At 61.2% G+C, this 18,513-nt stretch carries 18 protein-coding genes and 2 tRNA genes; 13 read left to right on the plus strand and 7 right to left on the minus strand.

Going from position 1 to position 18,513, the window contains the following annotated elements; genetic code table 11:
• The first annotated feature begins 37 nt into the window (after window positions 1–37).
• The 4 genes from JNB88_RS19500 to ppdK all read left to right on the plus strand — a co-directional run bounded on the left by JNB88_RS19500 (window position 38) and on the right by ppdK (window position 8,029).
• Window positions 38–526 carry a DUF721 domain-containing protein gene (locus JNB88_RS19500; protein ID WP_220356887.1) on the plus strand — a complete coding sequence of 163 codons (489 nt, stop codon included), beginning with the start codon at window positions 38–40 and terminating at the stop codon, window positions 524–526.
• Between the two features lie 160 nt (window positions 527–686).
• The gene (locus tag JNB88_RS19505) at window positions 687–1,379 is read left to right on the plus strand and encodes a DsbA family protein (RefSeq protein ID WP_037135751.1); all 693 of its coding nucleotides are present in this window, start codon (window positions 687–689) and stop codon (window positions 1,377–1,379) included.
• A gap of 78 nt (window positions 1,380–1,457) precedes the next feature.
• Window positions 1,458–4,919: a chromosome segregation SMC family protein gene (locus tag JNB88_RS19510; protein ID WP_220356888.1), complete on the plus strand. Its 3,462-nt coding sequence runs from the start codon at window positions 1,458–1,460 to the stop codon at window positions 4,917–4,919.
• Window positions 4,920–5,305: 386 nt separating this feature from the next.
• Window positions 5,306–8,029 (plus strand): pyruvate, phosphate dikinase, encoded by a 2,724-nt coding sequence (ppdK, locus tag JNB88_RS19515; protein WP_220356889.1) that lies wholly within the window; start codon window positions 5,306–5,308, stop codon window positions 8,027–8,029.
• Here the strand turns inward: ppdK and JNB88_RS19520 are convergent.
• The gene (locus JNB88_RS19520; protein ID WP_081931051.1) at window positions 7,956–8,237 is read right to left on the minus strand and encodes a hypothetical protein; all 282 of its coding nucleotides are present in this window, start codon (window positions 8,235–8,237) and stop codon (window positions 7,956–7,958) included. The two genes, ppdK and JNB88_RS19520, sit on opposite strands and share 74 nt — an antisense overlap.
• 194 nt (window positions 8,238–8,431) lie before the next feature.
• Between JNB88_RS19520 and JNB88_RS19525 the strand changes: the two genes are divergently transcribed.
• The 3 genes from JNB88_RS19525 to JNB88_RS19535 all read left to right on the plus strand — a co-directional run bounded on the left by JNB88_RS19525 (window position 8,432) and on the right by JNB88_RS19535 (window position 10,253).
• Complete coding sequence (locus JNB88_RS19525; RefSeq protein ID WP_037135754.1) at window positions 8,432–8,677, plus strand: hypothetical protein; 246 nt, start codon at window positions 8,432–8,434, stop codon at window positions 8,675–8,677.
• Between the two features lie 158 nt (window positions 8,678–8,835).
• A complete protein-coding gene (locus JNB88_RS34655; protein WP_420832201.1) occupies window positions 8,836–9,057 on the plus strand; it encodes a PHP-associated domain-containing protein in 222 nt (73 codons plus the stop codon).
• A gap of 287 nt (window positions 9,058–9,344) precedes the next feature.
• Window positions 9,345–10,253, plus strand: coding sequence for a DUF1499 domain-containing protein (locus tag JNB88_RS19535; RefSeq protein ID WP_220356891.1), 909 nt, complete (start codon window positions 9,345–9,347; stop codon window positions 10,251–10,253).
• Between the two features lie 29 nt (window positions 10,254–10,282).
• On the opposite strand, the gene JNB88_RS19540 is transcribed toward JNB88_RS19535, so the two are convergent.
• Genes JNB88_RS19540 through JNB88_RS19550 form a run of 3 tightly spaced genes read right to left on the minus strand, consistent with a single transcriptional unit; the run spans window position 10,283 to window position 11,951 of the window.
• Window positions 10,283–10,732, minus strand: coding sequence for a thiol-disulfide oxidoreductase DCC family protein (locus JNB88_RS19540; RefSeq protein ID WP_220356892.1), 450 nt, complete (start codon window positions 10,730–10,732; stop codon window positions 10,283–10,285).
• Window positions 10,733–10,736: 4 nt separating this feature from the next.
• On the minus strand, window positions 10,737–11,654 hold the full coding sequence (locus JNB88_RS19545) for an MBL fold metallo-hydrolase (RefSeq protein ID WP_220356893.1): 918 nt from the start codon (window positions 11,652–11,654) through the stop codon (window positions 10,737–10,739).
• Entirely contained in the window at window positions 11,655–11,951 is a 297-nt protein-coding gene (locus JNB88_RS19550) for a cupin domain-containing protein (RefSeq protein WP_220356894.1), read from the minus strand.
• A gap of 160 nt (window positions 11,952–12,111) precedes the next feature.
• Between JNB88_RS19550 and JNB88_RS19555 the strand changes: the two genes are divergently transcribed.
• Both JNB88_RS19555 and JNB88_RS19560 read left to right on the plus strand, forming a co-directional pair.
• Window positions 12,112–12,186: transfer RNA gene (locus tag JNB88_RS19555), tRNA-Gln, on the plus strand.
• A 131-nt stretch (window positions 12,187–12,317) separates the two neighbouring features.
• Window positions 12,318–12,749: a hypothetical protein gene (locus tag JNB88_RS19560; RefSeq protein WP_220356895.1), complete on the plus strand. Its 432-nt coding sequence runs from the start codon at window positions 12,318–12,320 to the stop codon at window positions 12,747–12,749.
• 73 nt (window positions 12,750–12,822) lie between these two features.
• Here JNB88_RS19560 and JNB88_RS19565 read toward each other — a convergent pair whose 3' ends face one another.
• Entirely contained in the window at window positions 12,823–13,236 is a 414-nt protein-coding gene (locus tag JNB88_RS19565; RefSeq protein WP_220356896.1) for a hypothetical protein, read from the minus strand.
• 269 nt (window positions 13,237–13,505) lie between these two features.
• Here JNB88_RS19565 and JNB88_RS19570 point away from each other — a divergent pair.
• The 3 genes from JNB88_RS19570 to JNB88_RS19580 all read left to right on the plus strand — a co-directional run bounded on the left by JNB88_RS19570 (window position 13,506) and on the right by JNB88_RS19580 (window position 15,770).
• Window positions 13,506–13,582 (plus strand) — tRNA-Pro (locus JNB88_RS19570).
• A gap of 235 nt (window positions 13,583–13,817) precedes the next feature.
• Window positions 13,818–15,407, plus strand: a complete 1,590-nt coding sequence (locus JNB88_RS19575) for an FAD-dependent oxidoreductase (RefSeq protein ID WP_220356897.1) — start codon at window positions 13,818–13,820, stop codon at window positions 15,405–15,407.
• A 129-nt stretch (window positions 15,408–15,536) separates the two neighbouring features.
• Window positions 15,537–15,770: a hypothetical protein gene (locus tag JNB88_RS19580; protein ID WP_037135761.1), complete on the plus strand. Its 234-nt coding sequence runs from the start codon at window positions 15,537–15,539 to the stop codon at window positions 15,768–15,770.
• A gap of 55 nt (window positions 15,771–15,825) precedes the next feature.
• Here JNB88_RS19580 and JNB88_RS19585 read toward each other — a convergent pair whose 3' ends face one another.
• The gene (locus tag JNB88_RS19585) at window positions 15,826–16,041 is read right to left on the minus strand and encodes a hypothetical protein (protein ID WP_037135763.1); all 216 of its coding nucleotides are present in this window, start codon (window positions 16,039–16,041) and stop codon (window positions 15,826–15,828) included.
• 107 nt (window positions 16,042–16,148) lie between these two features.
• Between JNB88_RS19585 and JNB88_RS19590 the strand changes: the two genes are divergently transcribed.
• Entirely contained in the window at window positions 16,149–16,970 is an 822-nt protein-coding gene (locus tag JNB88_RS19590) for a bifunctional allantoicase/(S)-ureidoglycine aminohydrolase (protein WP_220356898.1), read from the plus strand.
• 54 nt (window positions 16,971–17,024) lie between these two features.
• Here JNB88_RS19590 and cysN read toward each other — a convergent pair whose 3' ends face one another.
• Window positions 17,025–18,512 carry a sulfate adenylyltransferase subunit CysN gene (cysN, locus tag JNB88_RS19595; protein ID WP_220356899.1) on the minus strand — a complete coding sequence of 496 codons (1,488 nt, stop codon included), beginning with the start codon at window positions 18,510–18,512 and terminating at the stop codon, window positions 17,025–17,027.
• Between the last annotated feature and the right edge of the window lies 1 nt (window position 18,513).

The raw sequence follows: 18,513 nt of genomic DNA on the forward strand, positions 1-18,513 counted from the left end.
CAGTGGCGCCTGAAGGCAGCGCGATGTGAAGGTTTCGATGAGTTATCCACGCAAAGGTGAAAAGCAGATCTCCGAATTGACCAATGGGTTGATCGATCCGGTGCTGGCAAAGCGCGCCGGTATCAACACGGCGCTGCTCGGTTCATGGGATGAGATCGCCGGCGAGGAGTTTGCCGATTGCACGCGGCCGGAAAAGATCGCCTGGGCGCGCGGCAACGACGATGGCAGCTTCCGCCCGGGTGTTCTCACCATCGCTTGCGAGGGTGCACGGGCACTGTTTTTGACGCATGCGCAGGGCGAGTTGGTCCAGAGGGTCAATAGTTTCTTCGGTTTCGCTGCCGTTCACCAGATCCGTATCGTTCAGAAACCTGTCTATCAGGCGGTCAAGCGCTCCCGTACGCCTCCGCCTCTGAAGGGCGCGGCTGCCGCAAGACTCGACGAGATGATGGAAGGGATCGAAGGCGACAAGTTGCGCGAGGCCGTCAAGCGCCTCGGCACGGCGGTGTTGGGGAAGCGCGGTCGCTAGTGCCTTCCGAGTATTGCCGCAGCAATTCTGTCCTCAATTTAATCTGGCGGTCCAACCAAGGTCACAATTCTTTGAAGAGAGTTGGTCAACGGTGCCTTGTTCACGGCATCGAGCCGTTATATCGCACTGTCAGCCACTACTCTGATCCATGGGGAACTTCATGCCGATTTCCGAAATGCAACTGACGAAACGCCAGCTTCTGGGCGGCGTGGCTGCCGCGACAGCGACCCTTGCGGTTTTCAGCACCGCTCAGGCGGCCGCCGAAATCCCGCAGGCTGATGGCGACGTCGACATGGCTGCCGTGCTGAAGCCGGGCGAGTTGCCGGAGATGGCAATCGGCAAGGCGGATGCCCCGGTCAAGATCGTCGAATACATGTCGATGACCTGCCCCCATTGCGCGCACTTCCACGCGACGACCTTCGACGAGATCAAGAAGAAGTACGTCGATACCGGCAAGGCGCAATTCATCATCCGCGAATTCCCCTTCGATCCGCGCGCAGCGGCTGCCTTCATGCTGGCTCGCTGCAACCCGTCCAAGCCGGAAGAATTGAGCACGGCTGAACAGTATTTCCCGATGGTTTCGATGCTCTTCAAGCAGCAGCCGACATGGGCGGCCGCTGAAGATGGCCGCGCTGCACTGCTTCAGATGTCCAAACTTGCTGGATTTACTGAGGATAGCTTCACGAAGTGCTTGACGAACCAGAAGCTGCTGGATGAAGTGAATGCAACACGGGAAAGGGGTTCCAAGGAGTTTGGCGTCAACTCCACGCCTACTTTCCTGATCAACGGCAAGCGCTATTCTGGAGACATGACGGTTGACACCATGTCGGCCCTTATCGACAGCCTGCTCTAAACCGAACCGTATCCAATCGACGGGCGACGGCGGAAGCCGTGCGCCCGTCGATTGCTTTGTGTGGCGCGGGGCCGCCGCATGAAGTTCAACAAGCTTCGCGTCGTCGGCTTCAAGTCTTTCGTCGAACCCACCGAATTCATCATCGAGCGCGGCCTGACCGGTGTCGTCGGTCCGAATGGTTGCGGCAAGTCGAACCTCGTCGAAGCGCTCCGCTGGGTGATGGGCGAAAACTCCTATAAGAATATGCGTGCGTCCGGCATGGACGACGTCATTTTCTCCGGCTCCGGCAACCGGCCCGCGCGCAACACCGCCGAAGTGGCGCTCTATCTCGACAATGCCGAGCGCACGGCGCCCGCCGCCTTCAACGACAGCGACGAAATCCAGGTGACGCGCCGTATCGAGCGCGAGCAGGGATCGATTTATCGTATCAACGGCAAGGAAAGCCGTGCCAAGGATGTGCAGCTTCTCTTCGCTGATGCCTCGACCGGTGCCCGTTCGCCGTCAATGGTCGGGCAGGGGCGTATCGGCGAGCTGATTTCGGCAAAGCCGCAGGCCCGCCGCCAGCTGCTTGAAGAGGCGGCCGGCATATCAGGCCTGCATTCGCGTCGCCACGAAGCCGAGCTTCGTCTGCGGGCTGCCGAAAGCAATCTCGAACGCCTCGATGACGTGACCTCGCAGCTCGAAAGCCAGATCGAGAGCCTGAAGCGTCAGGCCCGTCAGGCAAACCGCTTCAAGTCGCTGTCCGCTGATATCCGCGCTCGCGAGGCATTGCTCCTGCATATTCGATGGGTTCAGGCCAAAGAGGCGGAAGCCGAGGCGGACAGTGCGCTCAATCAGGCCACTGTCATCGTTGCCGAAAAGGCGCAGATGCAGATGGAGGCTGCCAAGGCTCAAGGCATCGCGAGCCTCAAGCTGCCGGAGTTGCGCGAAGGCGAAGCCCGGGCGGCTGCAGCGTTGCAGCGCCTGCAGATAGCCAAGACGCAGCTTGAGGAGGACGCCAACCGCATCCTGCGCCGTCGCGACGAACTGACCCGGCGGCTGACACAGCTTGGCGAAGACATCCGCCGCGAGGAACGGCTGGTGGAAGACAACGCCGCAATTCTGGCAAGGCTCGATGCGGAGGAGGCTGAGATCACCGAGATCCTCGCCGATTCCGGTCGCTTTGCCGAAGAGACGCGCGAGGCCTTCGAGGAGGCTGCGGCGAAGCTCGCAGACAGTGAACGCATTTTTGCAGCGCTGACGGCCGAACGCGCGGAGGCTGCAGCCGGGCGTAACCAGCTCGAACGGGCGATCCGCGATCTTGCCGATCGCAAGATGCGCCTTGAACGGCAAATGGACGAAGCCAATCGCGAGCTCTCCGCAATCGGCGAAAAGATTGCCAGCCTGCCTGACCCGGACGAGAAGCGGGCCGTGGTGGAGGCTGGCGAGCAGGCGCTTGCTGAAGCGGAGGCTGCGATCCAGGGCGTCGAGCAGGCCCTGGCGGCTGCCCGCCAGACCGAAGCTCTATCCCGATCGCCAGTTGATCAGGCGCGTGCGAAGCTGAACGCCCTCGAAACCGAGGCCCGGACCATTGCGCGCATGCTTGCTGCCGGTGCCGCAGCAGGCGAATTTGCGCCAGCCGCCGATGAGCTTCGCGTCGATCGAGGTTTTGAAACAGCACTCGGTGCTGCCCTCGGTGACGACATCGAATCCCCGCTCGATCCCAAGGCACCGGTTCACTGGTCCGGTAACGGCGACGGGTCAGGAGATCCCGCGCTGCCGGCTGGTGTAACGCCACTGGTTGACTACGTTCGCGCTCCCGCCGCGCTCATGCGCCGCCTGAAGCAGATCGGCCTCGTCACGGATTCCGATGCTGCCGCCCTTGTAAAGGATCTCAAGCCCGGCCAGCGTCTGGTGACCAAAGAGGGTGCCGTCTATCGTTGGGACGGGCATGTCACGGGTGCCGATGCACCGAGCGCGGCCGCGTTGCGGCTGGCGCAGAAGAACCGGCTCGCCGAACTGGAGAGCGAAGCGGCACTTGCCCGCGACATACTCGCCGAAGCAGAAGAGCGCTTGGCGGGCGCTGCCGATGCCATTCGCGTGCAAGAGCAGCGCCTTGGCGAGGCGCGCGAGAAAAGTCGTATGTCCGCGAGGCAACTCTCCGAGGCGCGCGACGCGCTGGCTGTGGCCGAGCGCGCCTCAGGCGATCTTATCCGTCGCCGCGATGTCGTTGCCGAGGCGGTCAGCCAACTTCAGATACAGCTTGAGGATCTTTCGATCCAGGAAGAGAACGCCCGCATCGAGCTGGACGATGCTCCCGATCTGATCGCGATAGACGAGCGGCTTCGCTTGCAGCAGGCGGAAGTCGCGACCGATCGCGGCGCACTCGCCGAAGCGCGCGCCCGCCATGAAAGCCTCAACCGGGAAAACGAGGCCCGCCAGCGTCGCATCGTTGCCATTGGCCAGGAGCGCGAGACCTGGCGCCAGCGGGCTGCCGGCGCTGAGGATCACATCGCCACGCTTCGCGACCGCGAGGAGGAAGCGCGCGAGGAAGCGGCCGACCTCGAGATGGCGCCCGATGAGTTCGACGACAAACGCCGTGCGTTGCTGACCGAACTCCAGAAGGCCGAGGAAGCCCGTCGCCACGCGGCCGATGTGCTCGCCGAGGCCGAACTCGTCCAGCGCGACGCCGACCACAAGGCGGCGACTGCTCTCTCCGAACTTGCCGAAAGCCGCGAGCGCCGTGGCCGTGCCGAAGAGCGCCTGGTCTCCGGTCGCGAAAAGCGGCAGGAAACCGAGGCGCGCATTCGTGAGACCTTGAACGTTGCGCCGCACGAGGCACTTCGGCTTGCAGGGCTGGAGGCGATGCAGGCAGCGCCTGACCTTCGCGAGGTCGAGCGTGAACTCGAGCGCCTTAAGATGGAGCGCGAGCGACTTGGCGCGGTCAACCTGCGCGCCGAGGAGGAGCAGAAGGACCTGAGCGAGAACCTCGAGGCGCTGATCAAGGAGCGGGACGACGTGATCGATGCGATCCGCAAGTTGCGCGGCGCAATCCAGAGCCTCAATCGTGAGGGCCGCGAGCGTCTGATTGCCGCCTTCGATGTGGTCAACGGTCAGTTCCAGCGTCTCTTCACGCATCTTTTCGGTGGAGGCACGGCGGAACTGCAATTGATCGAATCCGACGATCCGCTCGAAGCCGGCCTCGAAATCCTCGCCCGTCCGCCCGGCAAGAAGCCGCAGACGATGACGCTGCTTTCGGGCGGCGAACAGGCGCTGACGGCAATGGCATTGATCTTTGCCGTCTTCCTGACCAATCCGGCGCCGATCTGCGTGCTGGACGAAGTGGACGCCCCGCTGGATGACCACAATGTCGAGCGCTACTGCAATCTGATGGACGAGATGGCTGCCTCCACGGAGACGCGCTTTGTCATTATTACCCACAATCCGATCACCATGGCACGAATGAACAGGCTCTTCGGGGTGACAATGGCAGAGCAGGGTGTATCGCAGCTCGTGTCGGTTGATCTGCAGACGGCTGAACAACTTCGCGAGATCGCCTGAGCAAAGAGCCCAAAAAAGGTCTGCAGGAATAGGCCTTCTTGCCGATTTAGGTAATGTTTTCCTACCGATCTTGTATTAGGGATTACTTCATGTCGTCGCTGCATACCTCGAAAGGGTGTGGGCGCTACAGTTTCCTGTGCGACGCGATTGGAGCAATATCTCTGGCTCTAGCCGTCGCTTAACGGACGGAACCCCCCGTCCGGTTTTCCTGGCCGGACGGATATAAGGCTTTGCGGGACTTTGTTGCAGTCCCGCAAAGCTTTTATTCCCACCTAATCGATACAGTCTGTCGCAGTTTTGTGCATCGCACCATTTCGGCCGCATTTGTCGATTTTCATTTCAACACCAACGGATTAAGTTGATCCGGATTTGGTGTTGGGGGGAATATGACCAAGTGGGTCTACACATTCGGCAATGGCAGGGCGGAGGGTAGCGCTCTCGAGAGCGAGCGCTTGGGCGGCAAGGGCGCCAACCTTGCGGAGATGTGCAATCTTGGCCTTCCTGTTCCTCCCGGTCTGACGATCACCACCGATGCATGCTCCGCTTACTACAAGGACGGGCGACAGATTGCCCACGAACTGAAGGAACAGGTTCGCGCCGGCATCGAGTGCATCGAGGGAATCACGGGCCGCCGGTTCGGCGCGGGCAGTCGACCTTTGCTGCTCTCCGTGCGCTCCGGCGCCCGCGTGTCGATGCCGGGAATGATGGACACCGTTCTCAATCTCGGTCTCAACGACGAGACGGTACAGGCGCTAGGCCATGATGCCGGCGATGCGCGGTTTGCCTGGGACAGCTATCGCCGTTTCATCCAGATGTATGCCGATGTCGTCATGCGCCTCGATCATGACGTGTTCGAGGAAATACTCGAGGACGAGAAGGCCCGCCTCGGGCACGAATACGACACCGAGCTGTCCGCCAGCGAATGGCAGCACGTGGTCTCGCTCTACAAGAGCGTCATTGAGGAAGAGCTGGGCGAGGAGTTTCCGCAGGATCCAGAGGTACAGCTTTGGGGCGCGGTCGGCGCCGTTTTCGCAAGCTGGATGAGCGCTCGCGCCGTCACCTATCGCCAGCTTCACAATATTCCTGAAGGCTGGGGAACGGCGATCAACATCCAGGCAATGGTTTTCGGCAACCACGGCAATTCATCAGCAACCGGTGTTGCCTTCACCCGCAACCCTTCGACAGGCGAAAAATCGCTTTACGGTGAGTTCCTCGTCAATGCGCAGGGCGAGGATGTCGTCGCCGGCATCCGTACGCCGCAGAGTATCAATGAGGAGGGCCGCATCAGCTCTGGCTCCGATCGGCCATCGATGGAAAAGCTGATGCCGGAGGCATTCAGGGAGCTGTCACGCATCTGCGCCGAGCTTGAGGCACATTACCGTGACATGCAGGACATTGAGTTCACCATTGAGCGTGGCAAGCTCTGGATGCTGCAGACGCGCTCGGGGAAGCGCTCCACGCGCGCGGCGATGAAGATTACCGTCGACATGGTGGACGAGAAGGTGATCACGGAGGCGGAGGCCGTGCTTCGGATCGAACCGTCTTCCCTCGACCAGCTCCTGCACCCGACGATCGATCCGCGGGTGTCGCGTGAGGTCATCGGCACGGGTCTGCCGGCGTCACCGGGCGCTGCAACGGGCGAGATCGTCTTCACGGCCGAGGAGGCTGTCACGGCTTCGGAGGAGGGCCGTAAGGTCATACTGCTGCGCGTCGAGACCAGTCCCGAAGATATTCACGGCATGCACGCGGCCGAAGGCATTTTGACGACCCGCGGCGGCATGACCAGTCATGCTGCGGTCGTCGCGCGTGGCATGGGCATCCCCTGTGTTGTCGGTGCCGGCAGCATGCGTATCGACGTTCGCAACGAGCGGCTGATCGGTGTCGGCGTCAACCTGAAGAAGGGCGACGTCATCACCATTGACGGCTCGGCCGGACAGGTGCTGAAGGGCGACGTGCAGATGGTCCAGCCGGAGCTTTCGGGAGATTTCGGACGCATCATGCAGTGGGCCGATCAGGCGCGCCGCATGACCGTCCGCACGAATGCTGATACGCCGGCCGACGCGCGCGCTGCTCGCTCCTTCGGTGCCGAAGGCATTGGCCTTTGCCGCACCGAGCACATGTTCTTCGAAGGTGACCGCATCCATCTGATGCGCGAGATGATCCTGGCCGAGGACGAGACTGGCCGCCGTGCCGCGCTTGACAGGCTGCTGCCGGTGCAGCGGCATGATTTCACCAGCCTCTTCAATGTCATGCATGGGCTTCCGGTGACGATCCGTTTGCTCGACCCGCCATTGCACGAGTTCCTGCCGAAGACCGACGAGGAGATCGCGGACGTTGCGGCTGCCATGGGCATGGAGGCCGCAGCGTTGCGCCAGCGGGTCGATGCGCTGCACGAATTCAATCCGATGCTCGGGCATCGTGGCTGCCGTCTCGCAATCTCCTATCCGGAAATCGTCGAGATGCAGGCGCGAGCCATTTTCGAGGCTGCTGTCGCCGCCGCTCATGAGACAGGCGCCGCCGTCGAGCCCGAAATCATGGTGCCGCTCGTCGGGCTGCGTTCGGAGCTGGACTACGTCAAGGAGCGCATCGACGCCATCGCCGGGGAAGTGACGGCAGAGGCGGGCATGCGGATCGACTACCTGGTCGGCACGATGATCGAGTTGCCGCGCGCGGCGCTCCGGGCCCATATCATTGCCGAGGCGGCAGAGTTCTTCTCTTTCGGCACCAACGACCTTACGCAGACGACCTTCGGCATCTCGCGCGACGATGCGTCCGCATTCATCCCGACCTACCAACGCAAGGGGATCATCGAGCACGATCCCTTCATTTCGCTTGATTTCGACGGCGTCGGGGAGTTGATCCGAATCGCTGCCGAACGCGGCAGGCGCACGCGCAACGACATGAAGCTCGGAATCTGCGGCGAACACGGCGGCGACCCTGCATCCATCCATTTCTGTGAGGAAATCGGATTGGACTATGTGTCCTGTTCACCTTTCCGCGTGCCGATCGCCCGGCTTGCAGCTGCGCAGGCCGTGATCACCAACGATAGTGCCGCCAATAGGGGCGACCGTAGTAGGACGGGTCGAGTTCAAACGCCATCCCCATCATGAGCCTGTCGCTGTCATAGCGGTACTGGGCGCGGCGGTAGAGATCGATGCGCTGCAGGCAGCCGGCAAAGCCGTCCGTTCCGTATTTAAAGCCATAGCGCCGGCATTGGTCTTCATCGGCGGCGCGCTGCTGCTCCGGCGATAGCGTCTGGCACGCCGAGAGGCTCACGGCAGTTGCGGCAAGCACAAGAGATAAAACGAACATACGCATCGGGTGAGTCTTCGCAACGGGAACGTTTGACGATCAGATGACGCCAATCCCGGCTTACAGTCAACTAAAAGAATGGCTTAGGGTAAAGGCCGGCTTTTGCGATCGCAACTTGCCGCCGGCCTTTCGCGTGAATGGCTTTGACCGCTCGTCGATCGCCTGTAAGAAGGCGGCTCTGACTACACTGGAAGGCAAGCATGGCACTGCGCGATCGATTTTCGAAGAAACTGACCTGCCCGCAATGCGGTAATAGCGGCTTTGCAGAGGCGTCCGAAAACGACGATCCGAAGCGCAAGCATCCCGGCTTCAACGTCGATCACCTGCCGCGCGGTTTCTTTATCCAGCGCGCGTCAAATCACCAGGAAACCAGCATGATCAAGTGCGAATGCGGACGAAAATTCCCGTTCCGCAGCCTGGCGGAAGCGGCGGCTGAGCGGCACTAGAGCGGAATACCGAAAAGTGTGAGCGGTTTTCGGCCTGAGTCCCGCTCCAGCCCTGATGCCGGTCAGAACCGTTCGAGAACCTTGACGAAGGCGTCGGCGAAGCGGACGAGGTGGGCTGTCGCAGGGTCGGGCGCCTCCATGCGGATCTCCGTGCCGCTGTGATCGAGCACGGCGAGCACGACGCGCATCTTTTCGTTGACCGAGGGGATACGAAGCACGGCGATCCGCTGACAGTCGTCCATCAGGCCTTCGGCCGGAAGGTCGAAGAGGAACTCTCCGCCGGCTTTGGTGGAAGCTACGCGCACCGTCTCGCAGAAATCGGCTTTGCCGTCATATCCGTCGAGCGACAGTTCCAGCTCCAGAAGCTCGATCGGCAGTAATGGATCCGCATGATCGGCCGGCCCCAGCGTCGGTGCCTGGGGTCCCGATGCAGGCTCCGGTGCAATCATTGCCCTTCTCCTGTTGGGTCGGTGCGCGATGGAAGCCGCACAACTGCAGATTAACGAATATCAGAAAATGCTTGCGTACGCCATGTCGTCTTCTTCGTGGATTGCGTGCTTCAAGCCGACACAACAGTTTCAATTTAGGCGAATCTTGCACTAAACAGGTCGAGGACGATTTGCGTGTTCATGCGGGACGCGCCGCTTGCGAGTAGTCGGTAAGTTTGATGGCAATCCGTTTCGACCGCCCCGTTTCAAGTGCCTCCCGCTTTGCGCGGAGGTTCGGGGCATTTGCACTGGTTCTCTGCATCGCGGCCCTGGTCGGCCATCGTTTTGCCGGCCTTGCAACGCCTTACCTGGTGCTGGTTCTGCTCGTCTCTGCCGGCTTCGCGCTCCTTGCGGCCTTGCTTGCCATTGCCGGGCTTCGCAGCCTCTGGCTGACCGGCGCTCAAGGCGGGCTTGATGCGCTGAAAGCCATTATTTTCGCAGCACTTCCGCTTGCGATCGGCGGTATTGCCGTCGAGCGCTATTTTGCGCTGCCGGCAATCTACGACGTGTCGAGCGATCTGGTTTCTGCGCCCGATTGGCTGAAGACCCCGAATGCCGATCAGACCTGGCTGAAACGGAAGCCTGAGGTGACGACGGAGGATCGCGAAAAGCAGGTCGAAGCCTATCCGGAACTGACCGGCCGCCGCTATGACGGGGCGATCGACCGTGTGCTCGAAGCTGTGAAGAAGGTCGCCAAGCAGAGCGGCATCCGCATCACCCGCGCCGAGGGTGATAGTGAGCCGGCCCGCGACCTGGAAGACCGGCCGGCGAAGCCGCAGCCTGACGACGGCGCGGTTGCCGAAGCACCGGAGGCCGTACCGATCCCGACCCCGCGGCCCTATGACGACGACGTGGCGCAACTCATTCGAAGGGCGAACGGCGTGACGCTGCAGGGCGAAACTCGCACGCTGGTTCTCGGCCTGCGTTTCGACATCGTCATCCGGCTGCGCGAAGAAGCGGAAACGACCCTTGTCGATGTTCGCGTCGCCTCGCGCTACGGGCCGCACGACCTCGGCCTCAGCGCCGATATCGCAGAGGACTATCTGAAGGCGCTGGACTCTGAATTGCTCGGTATCGCCGGCAGCTGATCTGCTCCGTGTTGACGTTCGACTGCCGTTCAGCCCAGAAAGCGATCCCTCTGCTCCGGGCTTGGCACGAAGCAGGTTGAACGCCGGCCGGCAATGCGCAATCGGTTGCGGGCGACGAACTCGTAAAGCCTGTCGGCAAGTCCCTGCGGCAACAGCCTGAGGACCTTGACCAGCGACCAGGGAAAACCGAGCCCCGCAGCCATGCGGATCGTCCCTCGCGACTTGAAGTGAGCGCGCCCGTCCTCGATCAGGATGTTGGTTTCGTAGTCGCGTCCGTCCAGCCCGTAGTGCCTGTAGAGTGCTTCCCCGAGCGGCGACTGCGCAGCAAGGAAACGGTAACGCTCCGCTCGGTCATGTTTCAGAACGAACTGGATCCATGCCGAGCAGAACACGCATTCGCCATCGAACACGATAAGCGGTTTGTCATCCGCAAAGGCCGGCACGGTGGTATCGGTGCGATAGCTGTAAGGACCGCGCATGAAGCTAGCTCCGCTTCGCCGGTTGGTACGATCCGAGCAGCGCAGGTGGTCCATCTGTCTCGATTTCGCCGCGCTCGATGAGATCCTCGATATGGGCAAGAACGGAAAGTGCGGCGGCGCCGTGCAGGCGCGGGTCGGTGTCGCGATAGATCACCTTCACCATGTCAGGGATGTTGCGATCGCCGGCACGGATCCTGCCGAGGACGGCGCGCTCGCGCATCCGGCGGTGGGTCTTGAGCGCCCGCATGAAGGAAACCGGTTTGCGCACCGGACCGCCATGTCCCGGGAACAGCACGCGGTCGTGGCGCTCGATCAGCTTGTCGAGGGAGGCCATATAGTCGGCCATGGAGCCGTCCGGTGGCGCAACGATTGACGTGGCCCATGCCATGACATGGTCGGCGGAAAAAAGGATGCCCGTCCCCTCCAGCGCGAACGCGGCGTGATTGGCCGTATGTCCGGGTGTCAGCACTCCCCTCAGCTTCCAGCCGTCGCCCTCGATCGTTTCGCCATCGCCAATTGCAATGTCGGGCCTGAAATCGTGATCCGAGCTCTCGGCAAAGGGATTGACTTCGCCCTGGTGCAACGGTCGGGCGGCGCGGTGCGGCCCTTCGGCTACGATCCGCGCGCCGGTTGCCGCCTGCAGGCGCCGCGAGAGGGGGGAGTGATCGCGATGCGTATGGCTGACGAAGATATGAGTGACCTCGCGTCCGTCGAGCGCTGCCATCAAGGCCTGGAAGTGCGCTTCGTCCTCCGGCCCGGGATCGATGACTGCCGTCGAGCGGTCCCCGACAATGTAGCTGTTGGTGCCGTGGAAGGTGAAGGCGCTCGGATTGTTGACTGTGACGCGCTGCACGCCTGGCGCAACAGGTACCGCTTGGCCATAGGCCGGCTCGAAGGCCAGGTTGAACTCGGGACTTGCCATCTACTTGTATTCGATCTCGATGAAGGACATCGGCTGGTCGCCGGCATTGACGACATTGTGCTCCACGCCGACATCGCGCCGGTAGGCCGCGCCCTTGGCAACATCGACCCTGCGGCTGCCGTCCTTTTCCTCCAGCAGAAACTGGCAGTCGGTCATCGGCACGACGACATAGCCCATCCCATGGGTGTGAATGCCGGTGTCGGCGCCCGGCTCGAAGTCCCAACGCGTGATCCGAACCACAGCATCGTCAAGCAGCAGCGTTGCAAGGGCAGGCGGGCGGGCGCGGTACTGGCTCATCGTCACTCCATCGTCCTGTACGGTCGACGCGAGACCTACCATGGCGTCGCAAAAAGCGCACAGAAATATGCGATCGCCCGAAACTTAATGATTGTGACCGCAGGCGAGCTTTGCTAAGCAGGCGTCGATTTGGCAAGCGGTCTCCGCTTTCAAGCTCTGGTGGGGCGTCGCCAAGCGGTAAGGCACCGGTTTTTGGTACCGGCATTCCCAGGTTCGAATCCTGGCGCCCCAGCCATACCCGTAGTGGTATTTAATCCATCTTGGGCTGCTTAATATTAAGAATTACAATCCTAAAATTGTCCGTGGCGTCACATCAACGATGTTGCCGCCTAGGCACTGTACATCAATTTCCAGAAAGTAACTCCAATGCCGAATCACACTGGATTTATCCAGGAACTCAAAATCCGCTATAAGTTTGCGCCGGTATTTCTCGACGGCGGCTTTATCCCGTTTGTCCCTGAATTTGATACCGGCGTTGACCTAATTATCTATCGTGAGGAAATTGACTTACTAATAAAAATACAATTCAAGAGCAGATGGACCATTGATCGGAAGTACATGAAAAGGAACATAGGGATCGCCTTCCCTGTTGGAGAAGGCCTCTACTTGGTGCCTCATGACGAATTTGTTGAGCATATCGAAAATAATACAACATACCTGACGAGTAGGTCTTGGATGGATGATGGAATTTACCACGGAAAGCGCCATTCGGCCAAATTGCTTGAGTATTTGAAGCCCTTTAAATTGGATGAAAAAGGTCAGAACGAAGCGATTTATAAAAGGTTCGTGCGGCAATAACGGCGTTTCTACAAATATCAAGCCGGTCGCCTACCGATCTTTACTGGCGGGCGACCAGCTAATCTGATTAGTCTTACTGTGCGGGCTTTGCTGGCGCCAGGAACTCGGCGCAATAGGATGGGCCGTTCTGGCCTGGGATATCGCCGACGACGCGGATGCTGCGGATGGTGTAGTCGGAGCTGGTCGCGATTTCAGCCTGGCACCGCAGATACTGCGTCCGGGCTGGCGAGATCTGCTTGCCGCGCTTGCCATCGGCGCCTTCCGCGTATTTCGCGGGCACGCGAACCGTCTTGTAGCCGCCCTTCCACGTGTAGTTGACGCCCGAGCCGTTCTCGATGTCGTTGATCGGCGGGCCGTAGGCGGCGAAGAACTTGCCGGCCGACTGGCCAACCCAGCGGCTGGAGATCGGGTCTGCGGAGGTCTGAACGGTCGTGCAGCCGGCAAGCGCAATGGCAAGCCCAGCCGCGGCAAAGGTGCGGAGTTTCATTCTATCGTCCCTGAAGTTGTCGCGCATTCGACGGCGGGAATCGCTGGTCTGCAACGGTTTCCGCTTGTCCCGCCGAGCGCTTTAGCGTGGAACCCGGCAAAAGAAAATCGGCCCGCCTTCGCAATTGCAAAATTTGCCGAGAGTGTGGCTTTTTGTTCCAGAAAATGTGTGCTTTGTCGCCCTCAGGCGTCTCCGAAAAAATGCGCCGGCTTTTGAATTTTGGTGCTTGCGCAACGGGATGGGCCGGTCTATAGAGGCGCCGCTGGTCACGGAGTGTAGCGCAGTCTGGTAGCGCACCACGTTCGGGACGTGGGGGTCGAGTGTTCGAATCACTCCACTCCGACCAGCCGAAAAGCCCGCGCAAGCGGGCTTTTTTCTTTGCAGTACAATGCCGGATTTGTCTCACGCCGCGAACCAAAAACGCGGTCGGTGAAGCCGCGTGGTCTGCCCATATGTTTGACAGCCGACGGATCGTCAAACCGGCCAATGACCGCAGCCTCCTCCATTTGGTCATCTTGCCTGTCCTTTTTATCTTGAGCACAACACTCACCAAACTCAGCCATGGCTTGCTAGGACTGTTTATGGGCGATCCGCATGAGAAGGCATGGGATGTCGCAATTGTCGGGGCCGGGATGGGTGGCTCTGCGCTTGCCTACTCGTTGGCGTTGTCTGGTCGCCGGGTCCTGATCATCGAGAGAGGCGCGGCGGCGATCGACCGAGGCGCTGGCGGCGTGGACATGCCTGAAGGCGAAGAGTTGATCCGTCTCGGGCAGTGGCCCGACCGCATCAAGGGGACGGTCGATGGCGTGACGAGCGCCTTCCTGCCATCGCTTGGCTGCGGTCTCGGCGGCTCCACACTGCTCTATGCCGCAGCCTTGGAGCGCTTCCAGCGCGACGATTTCCAAACGCCGGCGGACGGAGAGGGAAGGGCTCCGGCATGGCCGGTTCCCTATGATGACATGGCGCCTTTTTACCGCGCGGCGGAAGAGCGTTTCCAGGTGCGCGGCGGGTTCGATCCCTTGCAGGGGCCTGGCGATCAACTCTGGGATCCTGATCCTCTCAATGCGTGCGATCGTCACTTCTTTCAGTCGTTGCGCCACAACGGCATGCATCCCTATCGGCTGCATGTCGCCGATACCGTCCATCCGGACGGGGGGAAGATGAATGCGCGCGACGCATTTCTCGAGCCGGCGCTCGAAACGGGCAATGTGAGCATACTGACGGATTGCATCGTCGAGCGGATTGAAGCCAACGGCGCCAATGTGACGGAGCTTCTTTGCCGGAGCAAAGGACACGAGTTCAAGGTGAAGGCGGGAGTTTACGCCCTTGCTGCCGGTGCCCTTTCAACTCCGGTTCTGATGCTCAACTCGGCAAGCCCGATCTGGCCCTCCGGCGTTGCGAACTCGTCGGGCATGGTCGGTCGCAACTTGATGTTCCATCTTTCCGATTTTATCGCGGTTTGGCCGCGCCGGGGCACCCGGGTGCGCTCACCGACGAAGGCAATCGGCCTGCGTGACTTCTACTCGCATCAGGGAAGCAAACTTGGGCAGATACAGTCTACGGGTCTGACAGCCGGTCGCGGCAATGTCCTGCACTTTCTCAGAGGGAAGCTTGAGCGTAGCCGGCCGGGCCTGTTCAGGCTGGTGAAACCGTTTTTGCATATTCCGGCGATGCTGGGCTCCCTGCTTTTCGGAAGGGCGACGATCTTTGCGTCGATTATGGAAGACTATCCCTATCCCGAGAACCGCGTTGTCCCGGGCGGAGACGCGCCATGCGATATTCACTTCCACTATACCGTCCACGAGGAATTGAAGGAGCGCATAGGACGTTTCCGACATCTCTATCGCGCGGTTTTTGCAAGGCACCGCATGGCAGTGCTCAGTTCGGGCGTCAGCCTGAACCTTGGCCACGCCTGCGGCACCTGCCGCTTCGGCGATGATCCGAAAACATCAGTCCTCGATAAAAACAACCGTTCGCACGATATCTCCAACCTGTTCGTCGTCGACGGCTCATTCTTCCCGAGCAGCGGCGGCACGAATCCGAGCCTGACGATCGCCGCAAATGCCTTGCGGGTCGGCCTTTTCATGGCGTCGCTTTTTGCCGGAGGCGAGTTCTGCGCGGCTCCGATCGGAGAGCCAGGCGCGGCGATGGAGCCGGAAGTTCAGGCCTGACCTTTGAGTCGCAAATGGGCCTTCATATGTCGCCTTTCGGTATCCATGAAAATAAGCTTGGACTAAAGTAGCAACCTTCACATCAAATATATCAGGGCAAGCACGCTTCTGGCGGGCGAGGAACAGTGCATGAAAGCCTCAGAATACAAAGCTGCGGTTGCCGTCACAGGACTGAGCGCCGCAGGTGTCGAACGGCTCTTCGGAGTCGACCATGTGACAACGGGACGCTGGGCATCCGGCGAGCAGGAAGTGCCACGTGCGGTGGGTTTGTCCCTGCTATTGATGGCGGCGGCGAACGTCTCGGTCACCCAGGCGCAGATATTGGCCGATGGCGCCGACATCCGGCTGGCCAGGATTGCCTGATCCCATGACATCCGTCTATGCGCGTACGTCGCTCCAGTCTGTGACCGGGACGACCCTATGCACCGAGGATTGCATCGATCTGCGCAATCAAGGTCGCATAGGTCTCGATGTGTCGGTGATACTCGTTGCGAATCTGCTCAGTGATGTCGGAAAGCGGTCCGCCGCCCTCGGAGCGGAAGTGCTTGACCTCATTCTCGCTCATTGACTGGAGGCTGTCCTCATACTCCTTGATCCGCTGGGTATAGTCTTCGCGAAGTTTTTCCAGGCTCATTTGATCTCTCCTGCGACCGGGCGGCCGGCTCGCAAATCTTACGGTTGCCTAGAAGAGATGCGGCGCTTAAAGCAGGTTGACAATCCCAGTCCGCGAAAAGTGAACCAATGAGCAGCTCGAACTTCTACTCCGACATGGGCGGCCTGCCGCCGCAGACCGAACTCCTGTCCAGCAAGGCTGTGTTCACGACGGCCTACGCCGTCATCCCGCGTACGGTGATGACTGATATCGTCACCAGTTACCTTCCGCATTGGGAGGGGACGCGCGCCTGGGTGATTTCCCGCCCGATGACGGGTTTTTCCGAGACCTTTTCGCAATACATCATGGAAGTGCAGCCGGGTGGCGGCAGTGACAGGCCGGAGCCGGAGAAGCGTGCCGAAGGCGTGCTCTTCGTCGTCGAAGGCGAGATGACTGTCGAGTTCGAAGGAACGGCCCACGCCATGCGCACCGGTTCCTTCGCCTTCCTGCCGGCCGGTTCCCGCTGGACGCTGCGGAACGGAAGTGCCGCGCCGGTGAAGTTCCACTGGATCCGCAAAGCCTTCCAGGAAGTCGAGGGCCTGGAGCCGCCGCCGGCGATGTTCACGCATGAGGACGAGCATCCGCCTCAGCCGATGCCGGACACCAAGGGCGTGTGGGCAACGACACGTTTCATCGATCCAGCCGACCTGCGCTACGACATGCACGTCACCATCGTGACGCTCGAACCGGGCGGGGTCATCCCCTTCATGGAGACGCACGTCATGGAGCATGGCCTCTATGTGCTTGAGGGCAAGGCCGTCTACCGTCTCAACAAGGATTGGGTCGAAGTGGAAGCGGGCGACTTCATGTGGCTGCGCGCCTTCTGCCCGCAGGCCTGCTACGCCGGGGGCCCCGGTCGCTTCCGCTATCTGCTCTACAAGGACGTCAACCGTCACATGCCCTTGTGGTAGGCGGTACGCGAGATAAAAAGAAACGGGGCCGATCGGGCCCCGTTTTCGTTTTTCTTAGATGTCGCTTGCCGCATTCGACCAGAGATCGGCGGCCTCGGCGGCGGTCATGCGCCGCACCTCCGCCTCGTGGCGGCGGTTGGCGAAGAGTTCACTTGCCATGATCTGGTCGGCAAGATCGGCCGGCAACGACAGGATCACGCGGGCGTCGCCGCCGTGAATACCACCGAGCTCGCTGCGCTTTCCTGATATCATGCCGCCGGCGACCGTGTTGTTGGTCTCGGGGTCGATCAGGATGAAGGAGCCGGACGCGCGGTTCTGCTCGTAGGGATCGAAGATCGCCTGTTCGTCGAAGGCGAGGCGTACCTTGCCGATCGCGTTCATGTAGAGCGTATCGACAGGAGCCCAGGCGCCGGTCTTCAGCTCGAGCTGAGCCAACGGCTGCACCTGCACGCGTTGACGGCGGCTGCCGCTCTTCAGCCAGTAGCGCTTGCCGGCTTCGATGCCCTCAGGCTGCAGCGCCACGATCTGTGCGTCGAACGACACGCCGACCTGCGGCTGGCTGTCGATCGAGACGATCATGTCGCCGCGTGCAACGTCGACCTGACGGTCGAGAACCAGCGTGATCGCGTCGCCGGCAACGGCAGCGTTGCGCACCAGATCGAAGGTGACGATCTTGGAAACGTTGGCAACCATGCCCGACGGCAGGATCATGACGCTGTCACCCGGCTTGACGGAACCGCCGGCAACAGTGCCCTGGTAGCCACGGAAGCTCTCGCCCGGGCGCGAGACGCGCTGTACGGAGAAGCGGAAACCGGTCGCCTGCGAGGAGCGGACGGTGGCAAGTTCGAGCGTTTCGACCAGCGTCGGGCCGGCATACCACGGCATCGATGCTTCGCCGGAGTAGACGACGTTCTCGCCCTTCAGGGCCGACATCGGGATCGCGGTGATCTGCTTGACGCCGAGCGACAGCGCGAATTCGCGGAACTCGTGCGTGATCTTCTCGAAGCCGGCGCGGTCGTAGTTCGTCAGGTCGATCTTGTTGACGGCAAGCACGAACTGCTTGATGCCGAGCAGCGAGGCGATCGTTGCATGGCGACGCGTCTGCTCCAGAATGCCGGCGCGTGCATCGACGAGCAGGACGGCGAGATCGGCGGTGGAGGCGCCGGTCGCCATGTTGCGGGTGTACTGCTCATGGCCGGGCGTGTCGGCAACGATGAACGAGCGCTTGTCGGTCGAGAAGTAGCGATAGGCGACATCGATGGTGATGCCCTGTTCGCGCTCGGCCTGCAGGCCGTCGAGCAGCAGCGCGAAGTCGGGCAGGCCGAGATCGTTCTGCTTGCCGGTGGAATCGCGTTGCAGCGTGGCGGCCTGGTCTTCCTTGACTGCCTTGGTGTCCCAAAGCAGGCGGCCGATCAGGGTGGACTTGCCATCATCGACGCTGCCGCAGGTGATGAGGCGCAGCGGTCGCGAGTCGCGGGTCGCCGTCGCGGGTTCTGCGGCGGGCACGGCGAGGGCGTGTGCGGCGGTTACGGCTGCGGTCATC

This window comes from Rhizobium cauense (assembly GCF_019511525.1).
In the GTDB taxonomy this organism is placed as follows: Bacteria; Pseudomonadota; Alphaproteobacteria; order Rhizobiales; family Rhizobiaceae; genus Rhizobium; species Rhizobium cauense.